This is a genomic window from Mycobacterium sp. (assembly GCF_004298145.1).
GTDB lineage: Bacteria > Actinomycetota > Actinomycetes > Mycobacteriales > Mycobacteriaceae > Mycobacterium.
Map to the genome: position 1 here is coordinate 1 of NZ_SCRH01000059.1, position 12,737 is coordinate 12,737.

Here is a 12,737-nt window from a genome sequence, read left to right on the forward strand (position 1 = left end):
GGTCGACCAGCAGATGCGCCAACCGGTTGGCCGCCTCATCGAGCTCCCGGTAGGTCATCGACCGGTCTTCGAACGACACCGCCACCGCATCCGGAGTCCGCGCCGCCTGCGCGGCGAACAACCCCACCACCGTGACCGGTGTCGCCGGCCGGTCCAGGGCCGAACCGTTGCCCCACTCGTCGAGCCGGGCGCGCTCGTCCACGTCGACGGCATCCAGTGACAGCAGCGGCCGGGTCGGATCGGCCGTCATCGCCACCAGTAGCTGCTGCAGCCGTCCCGCCAAGTCGGCGGCGTCGAGATGCGCCCACGGCTCCCACCTGCCCGCCGTGCTGAGAAAAAGGTCGTCACGGTCGCCGGAAAAGATGAGTCCGAAGCCGTCCGCCTGGCCGGAGTTCGTGTAGGACGCCGATGCGGTGACGCCGCCGAAGGGCAGCGTGAACGCCGACGGGATGAAGTTGACGCTGACCCTTTCGGGCGGCTTTGCCAGGCCGCGGACTTTGCGTTCCAGGGCGTGCACCGGAAATCGCTGGTGCTGAATGGCTTCGTCGATGCGCGTCTCGACGTGTCTGCAGAACGCGGCGACTGTGGACTGCGGCGAGACGCTCAACACCAACGGCACCACACCGGCGACCATGCCGGGAAGCGTCTTCAGCTCCGGGCGGACGCGCCGGCTGACCGGGAAATCGAGCACCACGCCCGGGCCCTCGACACACCACCCACGCACCAACAAGGCGCAGGCGGCCGTGATGACCGAGGTCTGGGATACACCCCAGACCTCGGAGAACCGATGAACTCGGCGCAGCACCGCGGGGTCGAGGGCGACGGGGGCGGACGGCCACGGGTCGCGCTCGCCGGCGCCGTCGGGCGGCCGGTGGTGCCCCTCGCTGTCCGGGGGAAGGTTCGCTGTCCAGTACGCCTCGTCGCCGCGGTACTCATCGGAGCCTTCGTACTGTGATTCGCAGTCGATCAGCTCCTGCAGCGAGCCGAAGACGGCCGGAGGAATGGGTCCGGCGGAAACGATCGCGGAGTAGATCGAGGCGATGCGATGGCCGACCAGCCCGACGCCGGTCCCGTCGATGACGATGTGGTGGCAGCACGCGAACAGGAAGAATTCGGTGCGTCGGGTCGCAAACAGGACGAACCGGAACAGCGGCCCGGTGAGCGGCATGGGCGTCCGCTGAATTGCCAACGCTCTCCGGCGCGCTTCCTGCACGGGATCGGGCAGGTCGCTGAGGTCATCAAAGGTCAGCTCGACGTTCGCGTCATCGATCGCCCGCTGGAAGACTTCGCCGTCCGCCTCGAAGAAGGCGACCCTGGTCGGTTCCGCTTCCTGCACGGCTTGCCGGATCGCCCACTGCAGGGCGTCGCGCTGGACCGTGCCGTCAATCCGCACGAACAGCCCAAGCTGCCACTCGGTATCGGAGTGACCGGTTTCACGCGCCAGCCAGATATCTAGCTGTCCGCGCGTTAGCGGAAGTGCTTGACGATCAAGCCGCATCCAACTCCCCAACCACAGGGTCTTCCTTTCAACCCCCCGGTTGACTGAAACCGTCCGTGCAGAAGCGCGGTCCGCTTCTGCTCGATGCCCCGGCGCGGCACGGCGCGCTTGGCGGCGCCCCACCGAGCAATCGGCTGGAGCGTCGCCAGAGGCTGACCGCACCGTCGTTGCACCCCATCGTTGGGCGAGACGACAAAGCTGGCGGTGTCGCTATCAACCGGGCCGCCGCTCACCGACTCCGAAGATCTCGTAGTCAACATGAGTGCAACAGTTCGGAGGCTAGTAGAGAAGCACCCCGCTAGTCCAGGTTTATTCAAACTTAATGTCCTGTGAATCGCGAAATCTGTATATCGAATCTCAGTAACCAGGCTAATACACGTACCTTCAGTACTGATCAGCTCGCGCTCAGCAACATACAGTATTGATTGGTTTGAGGGCGTTCAGCCATTTCGCCGCCCTAAATCGCGGTCTCGACCGTTATCGCCGGGTTATCGGCAGCAGACGTCGGGCCGGCTACAAGGGCCAAAACCAGGACCGAATAACGGGAATTGCGCATACGGCAGCGCGGCGCGGTCCGTAGGGACCACGCCGCGCTGGAGCCTTCGAAGGTTAGAGCAAACCGAGCAGCTGCAGATCGGTGACGTACTTGACGATCACCGGGGCGCTGACGTGCGGGATGTCGTTGTCGGAACCGACTTTCGCTTCCTGCACGGCGGCGCGGAACCGGTCGGTCGTAGCGAACGCCCCACGGGCCGGCTCGGCGGGCTGCAGGTTCTTCGGATCCCGCAGCAGCAACAGCAACATCTGCAGGACCGAGTTCTGCCGCTGCCGTTCCGGCAGGCCACGCAGGCCGGTCTCGAAGCGTTGCAGCCACTCGCCGAAGTCGCCGACCCGCTCGATCGGGTAGCCGGCTTCGATCAGCCAGTCGACGTACTCGTCCAGCCCGATTCCGTCATCGTGCGGGTTCATCACGTGATAGGTCTCGAACCCCTCCATCACCTGGGCGCCCAGCTTGGCGATCGCCTCGGCGACGAACTCGACGGGCAGGCCGTCGAAGTGCGCGCTTTGCCGCATGCCGTCGGCGTCGAGCTGATAGAACGACTTGGGCGCGCAGCCGGTGGCCACGATGCTCAGGATCATCCGGGTGAAGATGTCCGCCACGTTGAGCTGGCCCGCGTGGCTGGTGTCGGCCAGGATCATGTCGGAGCGGAACACCGAGACCGGCAGACCGCACAGGTCGTGGGCTTCGCGCAGCAACACCTCGCCGGCCCACTTGCTGTTGCCATAGCCGTTGGCGTAGCTGCCGTCGATGACACGGGTGGCGCTGATGACCCGGATGTCGGCGTCCTCGGTGAACACCGACGGCTCGATCTGGCGCCCCACGTCCGAAGTCGACACGTACGCGAACGGCTTCATCTTCGTGGTGAGCGCCAACCGGATCAGCTCGGCCGTGCCCCCGACATTGGGAGTGAACAGCTCGTTGTAGGGCAGCACGCCGTTGACCACGGCCGCGGAGTCGACGATCAGGTCGACCGTGTCGGCCAGCTGCTGCCAGGTCTCGTCGTCCAGGCCCAGGTTGGCCTGGCCCTTGTCGCCGGCGACAACCTGCAGGTGCTCTTCGGCCAATTCCTGGAAGTGCTGCAGCAATTCCGGGTCACCGCTGTCGAAGGTCTTCTCCAGACGGCGCCGGGCGTCCTCGTCGGAGCGGGCCCGCACCAGGCAGATCAGCTTGCCCTCGACCAATTCCAGCTGCTCGAGCCATTCCAGCACCAGGTAGCGACCCAGGAAACCCGTCGCACCGGTCAGCAGGACCGTCCGCACCTCGGAGCTCGGACCGGGCAGCGTCGGCACGGTGGACAGCGTCGTCGCGTCGATGAACTTGTCCAAGGTGAGCTCGCGGGCATGCACCTCGGTGGCGTCGGCGCCGTGCACCGCAGCGAAGCCGGGCCCCGCGGCGTTCTCCGAGCCGGCACCGCTGGTGATCCGCTGACTCAGGGCCCGGACGGACTGCGAGTCGAACAACGTGCGGACCGACAGGGCACCGTCAACGGCGGTGTTGATCTCGGCGATCACCCGCATCGCGGACAGCGAATCCCCGCCGAGTTCGAAGAAGGAGTCCTCGACCGAGATCCGCTCCATCCCGAGGACCCGGGCGAAGATGCCGGCCACGATCTCCTCGGTGGGGTCCGACGGGGCAACGTATTCGCCCCCACGCTTCTGGTATTCCGGCGCGGGCAGGGCGCGCTTGTCGAGCTTGCCGTTGACCGTCAAGGGCAGCGCGTCCAGCACCACCACCGCGGCCGGCACCATGTAGGCGGGCAACCGGTCGGCCAGTTGGACGCGGATACCGACCGGGTCGGCGGTGCCGGTGATGTAGCCCACCAGCCGCTTGTCGCCGGGACGGTCCTCGCGGGCGATCACCGCCGCCTGCTCGACCCCGTCCAGCCCGGCCAGGGCCGCCTGCACCTCACCGAGTTCGATCCGGTACCCGCGGATCTTGACCTGCTCGTCGGCGCGGCCGAGGTACTCCAGCTGACCGTCGTGGCCCCACCGAACCAGGTCGCCGGTGCGATACATCCGCGCACCCGGACCCCCGAACGGGCAGGCCACGAACCGCGACGCCGTCAGCGAAGACCGACGCGAATACCCCGCCGCCACACCGTGACCCGCGATGTACAGCTCGCCGACGACACCCTCGGGCGCCGGGCGCAGCCAGCGGTCCAGCACGAACAACGCGGCCCGCGGCACCGGTGAACCGATCGGCGCCGACCCGGCCCCGGTCTGCAGCGGCGCGCTCATCGCCGCGTACACGGTGGCCTCGGTCGGGCCATAGGCGTTGATCATCACGCGTCCCGGCGCCCACCGGTCGACGATCTCGACCGGGCAGGCCTCACCGGCCACCACCAGCGCCGCCGCGTCCAGGCCCTCCGGCGAGAGCATCCCCACCGCCGACGGGGTCTGGCTCAGCACGGTGACCTGTTCGGAGACCAGCAGCGCGTGCAGCTCATCCGGCGACGCCGCGACCGATTCGGGCACCACCACCAGCCGGCCGCCGTGCAGCAGCGCACCCCAGATCTCGTGCACCGAAACGTCGAACACCAGCGAGTGCCACTGCGCCCACACCCCCGCCTCCGGCAGGTCCGCGTGCAGGGATTCCACCAGCTGGGTGGCGTTGTCATGGGTGACGGCCACGCCCTTGGGGACGCCGGTCGTGCCCGACGTGTAGATGAGGTAGGCGATGTTGTCCGACGACGGGATCGGCAGCGCCGTGCTGGGCTGGGTGTCCAGCGCCGGGTCGTCGACGTCGATGACCGTCGGGCGGCAGCCGTCGAGCCGCGACCGCAGGCCCGACGTGGTGACCACGGCGACCGGCTCGGCGTCGGTGAGCAGGAACTCGATCCGCGCGGCCGGCAACGCCGGGTCGATCGGCAGGTACGCCGCCCCCGTCTTGAGGACCGCGAGGATCGAGACGATCGCGTCGGCGGACCGGGAGAACAGCAGCGCGACCCGCTCGCCCGGGCCCGCACCCTCCTCGATCAGCAAGTGCGCCAACCGGTTTGCGGCCTCGTCGAGCTCCCGGTAGGTCATCGAGCGACCCTCGAAACTCAGCGCCGCCGCGTCCGGGGTGCGGGCCACCTGTGCGGCGAACATCCCCGGAATCGATTTCCCGGTCCCCGGCCGGCTCAACACCGACCGGTTGCCCCACGCGTCGAGCAGCTCATGCTCGGCGTCGTCGACCACGTCCAGGGCCATCAGCCGTCGGGTGGAATCGGCGGTCATCTCCGACAGCACCCGCTGGAACCTCTCGGTCAGCTTCTCGATGCCGACCGCGTCGAACACGTCGGTGTCGTATTCGACGCGCAGGCCGAGTTCGCGGCCCGGAAGCGCCATCACCGACAGCGGATAGTGGTTGTACTCGCGGTTGGTGACATCGGTGATGGCCAACTCGTGGAAGCCCAACGGCACGCTGGTGTCGATCGGGTAGTTCTCGTACAGGAACAGGGTGTCGAACAGCGCGTCGTGACCGGTCACGCGGTGGATCTCGCTCAGCGCCAGATGCTCGTGTTCCAGCGTGTCGTTGTGGTGCTGTTGCAGCTGGTCCAACACGTCGGCGACGGTGGTCTCCGCGTTGATGTTGGCCCGCACCGGCACGGTGTTGATCAGCAAACCCACCATGGATTCGGCGCCCGCCAAGTCGGCCGGCCGGCCCGACACCGCGGTGCCGAACGCCACGTCATGGTGGCCGGTCAGCCGCATCAGCAGCTGCGCCCACCCGGCCTGCAGCACGGTGTTGACGGTGGTGTGGCACGCGCGGGCCAGCTCACCCAGGGCGCGCGTGGTCTCCGCGGACAGCCGGTAGGACTCCACGGCCCGCCGGCCGAGCCGCATGCGGCCCGCCGGGCCCACCAGGGTGGGGGCCTCGAATCCGTCGAGCACCTCGCGCCACGCCGCCTGCGCGGTCGTGCGATCCTGGCTGGCCAGCCAGGTCAGGTAACTGCGGTAGGTCGCTGGCGCGGGCAGCTGGTCCCCGTAGTAGTTGGCCAGGATCTCGCGCAGCAGGATGGGCAGCGACCAGCCGTCCATCACGATGTGGTGGTTGGTGAGCACGAACCGGTACCGGTTGTCCGCGGTGCGGATCAGCGCGGCCCGGAACGCCGGCCGGTTGGCCAGATCGCTCACCGCGGCGCGTTCGGCGGCGCACAGCTCCTCGACCCGTTGCTCCGGGTCGAGGTCTTCGGGGCCCAGCTGGATGTAGCGCCACGCCATGACGGGGTCGGCCGGGATCACCTGCACCGGCTCGCCGAACTGCGGGCAGAACCGGGCCGCCAGGTTGGGGTGGCGGTTGACGACGGTGTGCACCGCCTCGTGGAGCCGCTGCGAATCCAGGGCACCGGTCACGGTGATGCCGAGCTGCACCGCGTAGACGTCGTCGCCCGGGTCCTGCGCGAAGCTGGCGTGGAAGAGCAGGCCCTGCTGCAGCGGGGTCAGCGGCAGGATGTCCGCGATCTGGTGCTGCTTGCTCAGCTCGTCGATCTGCCGCTGGTTCAGGCGCGCCGGTGCGATGTCGGACGGGGTCAGCCCGCCGCCACCGCCTTGCACGTGGGCGCAGATACCGGCCAGGGCCTCGAACCACAGCCGGCTCAACTGGCTGATCTGCTCGCGGTCCATCGCCGAGGCCGCCCACGTCCAGTTGGCGTGCAGGTGCGGGCCGTCCTCGGTGTCCATGGTGCCGGCGTTCAGGTCGACCGTGTGCATGAGCGGCATCGCCACCGCCGCGGCCGCGCCGCTCAGCGACAGACTGTCGGGGCTCAACCGCCACAATTCGCCGGGCAGGTCCGCGGCCGCGCCCAGGCGTCCCAGATAGTTGAACCCGATCACGGGGTCGGATCCACCCAGCTCGATGTCGGGGTTGAGGTAGCGCAGCAGTCCGTAGGTCAGCCCGTCCGGCAGCGCGCGCAGCTGCTCTTTCGTGGCCTTGACCGCCGTGCCCAGCGCGTCGTCACCCGCCACCACGCTCGCCCAGTCCAGCCCGTCGATGGTCAGGGCCACCGGGTACTTGGTGGTGAACCACCCCACGGTGCGCGACAGGTCGACGTGCGGCCCCAGCTCCTCCCGGCGCCCGTGACCCTCGACGTCGATGCCGATCGGCGTGCCGCTGCCGACAAACTTCGTCCAGGCCAACCCGAATGCGATCAACAGGATGTCCTGCACCCCGGCGTGGAACGCCGCGGGCACCTCCCCCAGCAGCAGGCGGGTCGTCTCGACATCCAACGACACCGACAACTGCTCCGCCGTCTGGTAGGTGTCCACATCGGGCCGCACCCCCGGCAGCACGGCCGGGGTGGACACCACCTTGCGCCAGGCGTCGGCCTGCTCGATCACCGCCGGGCTCTGCGCGTGCTCGGCCAGCAGCGACGACCACCGGGCGAACGAGGTGCCGCCCACCGGCAACGCCACCGGCTGGCCGCTGTGATGCTGCGCCCAGGCGATGTTGAGGTCCTCGATCAGGGTCCGCCACGACACCCCGTCGACGGCCACGTGGTGGATGATCAACGCCAATTGGCTTGTCTCGCTTGCCCATACCGCGCTCACCATCACCCCGGCGCCCGGGTTCAGCCGGGACCGCGCCTCGACCAGCGTCGCGTCGGTCAACGCATCGACCGACCGCAGGCAGTCACCGGCCTGCACCGAGCCCGGATCGGGCGCCTGCAAGTTCCAGCCACCGGCGCCGTCGTCCTCGACCCGCAGCCGCAACATGGGATGGCGGTCCAGCAGGGCCTGCAGCACGACCACCACGTCGTCGGCGCTCACACCCGCGGGCGCCGCCAGCACCATGGTCTGGTTGAAGTCGTCGATCGGGCCTTGCACGGTTTGCAGCCACCGCATGATCGGGGTGGCCACCACCGGCCCGATCCCCTCGTCGACCACGTCGTCCTCATCGGCGCCGTCGGTGGCCACGCGGGCCAGCCGGGCCACCGTCTGCTCGACGAAGACGTCGCGCGGGCGGCACACCACGCCGGCGGCGCGGGCACGGGCCACCACCTGCATCGACAGGATACTGTCTCCACCCAGGTCGAAGAAGGAGTCGTCCACACCGACGCGCTCCACACCCAACACCTGGGCGTAGATGCCGGCCAGGATCTCCTCGGTGTGGTCGGACGGGGCACGATACTCGCCGGCCCGCTTGTGGTACTCCGGGGCGGGCAGCGCACGCTTGTCGAGCTTGCCGTTGACCGTCAGCGGCAGCGCCTCGAGCACCACCACCGCGGCCGGGACCATGTAGGCGGGCAGCCGCTTGCCCAACTGGGTGCGGAGCTCGGCCGGGTCGGCGGCGCCGGTGATGTAACCGACCAGCCGCTTGTCGCCGGGACGGTCCTCGCGGGCGATCACCGCGGCCTGGTCCACCCCGTCCAGGGAGGCGAGGGCCGACTGGATTTCGCCGAGTTCGATGCGGTAGCCGCGGATCTTGACCTGCTCGTCGGCGCGGCCCAGGTACTGCAGCTGCCCGTCGGCACCCCAGCGGACCAGGTCGCCGGTGCGATACATCCGCGCCCCCGGCCCCCCGAAAGGGCAAGCCACGAACCGCGACGCCGTCAAACCGGCCCGGCGCGCATACCCGGTGGCGACACCGCGGCCGGCCACATACAACTCACCGACCACGCCCTCGGGCGCGGGCCGCAACCACTTGTCCAAGACGAACAGCGCCGCGCCGGGAACCGGCGAACCGATCGGCGGCGCGCCCGAGTCCCCCGCCAACGGCGCGCTCATCGCGGCGTACACGGTGGCCTCGGTCGGGCCATAGGCGTTGATCATCACGCGTCCCGGCGCCCACCGGTCGACGACCTCGGCGGGGCAGGCCTCGCCGGCCACCACCAGCGCCGTCGACCCCAGGCCCTCCGGCGAGAGCATCCCCACCGCGGACGGAGTCTGGCTCAAGACGTTGACCTTCTCGGCGACCAGCAGGGCGTGCAGCTCATCGGGTGAGCCCGCGACCGACTCGGGAACCACGACCAGGCGCCCGCCGTGCAGCAGCGCACCCCAGATCTCCCACACCGAGACGTCGAACACCAGCGAGTGCCACTGCGACCACACCTGCCCCGAGCCGGCCGGCAGTTTGGCGTGCAGGGTCTTCAGGAATTCGGTCACGTTGCGGTGCGTGACGGCCACTCCCTTGGGGACACCCGTCGTCCCCGACGTGTAGATCATGTAGGCGATGTCCTCGGGATCCGGCCCGGGCAGCGCGCTGCTGGACCGGTTATCGGCAGCGGCCTCGTCGACGTCGATGACGGGCAGGTCGAACCCGTCCAGCTGGGTGCGCAGGCTGGCGGTGGTGACCGCGGCGATCGGGGTGGCGTCGCCGAGCATGAACTCGATCCGCGTCGCCGGCAGGGCCGGGTCGATCGGCAGGTATGCCGCCCCGGTCTTGAGCACCGCGAGGATCGAAATGATGGCCTCGGCCGAGCGGGAGAACAGCAGCGCGACGCACTCGCCCGGGCCGGCGCCCTGCTCGGCCAGCAGGTGCGCCAGCCGGTTGGCGGCCTCATCGAGCTCCAGGTAGGTCATCGAGCGACCCTCGAAATTCAGCGCTACCGCCCGGGGTGCGCGCGCCACCTGGGCAGCGAACATTCCGGGAATGGACGCCGGGGCCTTCACCGGCTTGGTCAATATCGCCCGGTTACCCCATTCGTCGAGTCGGTCGTGCTCGCCGCCATCCAGCAGATCGATCGACAACAATCGCCGTCCCGCACCGACGGTCATGACTGCTCCTCCAAGTCCACGGTCATGGCTTCCAGTACCCGCTTGAAACGCTCGACTAGCTTCTCGATCCTCGCCTCGCCGAATACGTCGGTATCGAACTCGACGCGAAGGCCAATTTCATGGCCCGGCACGGCTTGCACCGAAAGCGGGTAGTGGTTGTATTCCCGATTCGTGAATCCACTAATAGTTAACTCGTCCACGGCCGATAGCGCGGCAGTATCGATGGGATAGTTCTCGTACACGAACATTGTGTCGAAAATTTGGTCATGTCCCGTTACACGATGGATTTCATTCAGCGCCAGGTGCTGGTGGTCCAGTGTGCTGGTGTAGGCGCGTTGTAGCTGGTCAAGCAGGTCGGCGATGGTGGTTTCCGCGCCGATGGTCGCCCGCACGGGCACGGTGTTGATCAGCAGGCCCACCATGGACTCGGATCCGGCCAAATCGGTCGGCCGGCCCGAAACCGCGGTGCCGAACACGACATCGTGCTGGCCGGTCAGCCACATCAGCAACTGCGCCCAGGCCGCCTGCAGCACCGTGCTGACGGTCGTGCGGCACGAGCGGGCCAGTTCGCCCAGCAGGCGGCTGGTCTCCGCGGACACTGCGAACTCGGCCACGCCGCGCGGACCGAGCCCCATGCGGCCCGACGGACCCACCAGCGTGGGGGTGTCGAAACCGGCGAGCACCTCGCGCCACGCTGCCTGAGCGGCGGCGCGGTCCTGCTCGGACAGCCAGGTGATGAAGCTGCGGTACTGCACCGGTGCGGGCAGCCGCACCCCGAAATAGCTGGCGAAGATCTCTTGCAACAGGACCGGCTTGGACCAGCCGTCGAGCACGATGTGGTGGTTGGTGAGCACGAACCGGTAGGTGTCGTCCCCGGTGCGGATCAGCGTGCCCCGCAGGGGCGGGTTGCCCGCCAGGTCGCAGACGGCGGCGCGTTCGCCGGCCGACAGCCGCTCGATCTGCTCGTCTTGTTGGTCCAAGCCGCCGTGGGTGTCCAGCTCGACGTACTGCCAGGCCAGCTCCGGATCGGCCGACAGGACCTGCACCGGCTCGCCGAAGTCCTCGCTGAACCGGGCCACCACGTTGGGGTGACGGGTGATGACCGTCTGAACCGCCTCGCGCAGCCGCTCGGGGTCGATGGCGCCGGCGACGGAGATGTCGAGCTGCACGGCGTAGAGGTCTTCGAAGTCTTGGCCGTCCTGTGCGCTGCCGGTGTGGAACATCAGGCCCTGCTGCAGCGGGGTCAGCGGCAGCACATCGGCGACGCGGTGCTGCTGCTGCAGTTCGTCGATGTCCCGCTGGCTCAGCCGGGCGGGGGCGATGTCGGACGGGGTCAACCCGCCCCCGCCGCCCTGCACGTGCGCGCAGATGCCGGCCAGGGCGTCGAACCACAGCTCGCTGAGCTTGCCGATTTGCTTTTCGTCCAGCGCCGAGAGCGCCCACGTCCAGTTGGCCTGCAGGTGCGGGCCGTCCGCGGTGTCCATGGTGCCGGCGTTGAGCTCCACCGTGTGCGGCAACGGCAGCGCCACCGCCCCGACCGCGCCGGCCAACGCGAAGCTGTCCGCGCTCAGCTGCCACAGGTCGGGCGACAAGTCGGCGGCCCCGCCACCGAGCCGGCCGAGGTAGTTGAAGCCGATGACGGGATCCGAATCACCCAGGTCCACATCGGGATTCAGGTAGCGCAGCAACCCGTAGGTGAGGCCGTCGGGGAGGCCGCGCAGTTGCTCCTTGGCGCCCTTGATCACCGGGCCCAGCGCCGCGTCACCGCCGATCACCTGGCCCCACGACAGGCCGCCCACGCTCAGCGACACCGGGTACTTGGCGGTGAACCACCCGACCGTGCGCGACAGGTCCACCTGCGGGCCCAATTCCTCGCTGCGCCCGTGGCCCTCGACATCGATGGCGATCGGCGCGCCGGTGCCGACGAATTGCGTCCAGGCCAACCCGAAGGCGATCAGCAGAATGTCTTGCACGCCGGCGTGGAACGCCGCGGGCACCTCCCCCAGCAGCAGGCGGGTCGTCTCGATATCCAGCGACGCCGACAGCTGCCCGGCCGTTGCATAGGTGTCCTCGGGCCGCGCCGCCGGCAACACCGCCGGGACGGCGGCCACCTGCCGCCACTCCTCGGCCCGCTCGATGACCTCGGGGCGGCGCGCGTACTCGTCCAGCAGCGACGACCACCGGGCGAATGAGGTGCCGCCCACCGGCAGCGCCACCGGCTGGCCGCTGTGATGCTGCGCCCAGGCGATGTTGAGGTCCTCGATGACGGTCCGCCACGACACCCCGTCGACGGCCAGGTGATGGATGATCAACGCCAATTGGTTTGTGGCACTTGCCCATACCGCGCTCACCACCAGGCCGTCGGCCAGGTTCAGCCGGGACCGGGCCTCGGCCAGCCCCGCCTCGGACAACACCTCGACCGTCTCCAGGCAGTCGCCGGCCTGCACCGAGCCCGGCTCGGGAACCTCGAGCGCCCACCCGCCCACGCCGTCGTCCTCGACGCGCAGCCGCAACATCGCGTGCCGGTCCAGCAACGCCTGCAGCACCACCGCCACGTCGTCGGCGGTGACGCCGGCGGGGACCGCCAGCACCATGGTCTGGTTGAACTGCTCGACCGGACCGTCCATGTTCTGCAGCCAGCGCATGATCGGCGTGGCCACCACGGGGCCGGTCCCCTCGTCAAGCACGTCGTCCTCGGGGCTGGCGATCGTGGCGACCCGCGCCAGCCGGGCGACCGTCTGCTCGGTGAAGACGTCGCGCGGGCGGCACACCACGCCGGCGGCCCGGGCGCGGGCCACCACCTGCATCGACAGGATGCTGTCCCCACCCAGGTCGAAGAAGGAGTCGTCCACACCGACCCGCTCCACCCCCAGCACCTGGGCGTAGATGCCGGCCAGGATCTCCTCGATCGCGCTCGCCGGCGCCCGGTACCGGTCGACGTCCTGGTATTCCGGTGCCGGCAGGGCGCGGGTGTCGAGCT

3 protein-coding genes are annotated in these 12,737 nt (G+C 69.1%); all 3 read right to left on the reverse strand.

Features of this window, described 5'->3' with window-relative positions:
- Positions 1-1,498, reverse strand: a 1,498-nt coding sequence (locus EPN51_RS25810) for a condensation domain-containing protein (protein WP_293048563.1), incomplete at its 3' end; no start/stop codon positions are given.
- A gap of 609 nt (positions 1,499-2,107) precedes the next feature.
- Positions 2,108-9,757 carry a non-ribosomal peptide synthetase gene (locus EPN51_RS25815; protein ID WP_293048565.1) on the reverse strand — a complete coding sequence of 2,550 codons (7,650 nt, stop codon included), beginning with the start codon at positions 9,755-9,757 and terminating at the stop codon, positions 2,108-2,110.
- Positions 9,754-12,737 (reverse strand): condensation domain-containing protein (locus tag EPN51_RS25820; protein ID WP_293048567.1); only part of this gene is annotated, 2,984 nt, incomplete at its 5' end. The genes EPN51_RS25820 and EPN51_RS25815, both read right to left, overlap by 4 nt.

Bases quoted from the DNA above. Each gene is read 5' to 3' on its own strand.
- EPN51_RS25815 (WP_293048565.1), bottom strand. From the start codon at position 9,757: ATGACCGTCGGTGCGGGACGGCGATTGTTGTCGATCGATCTGCTGGAT.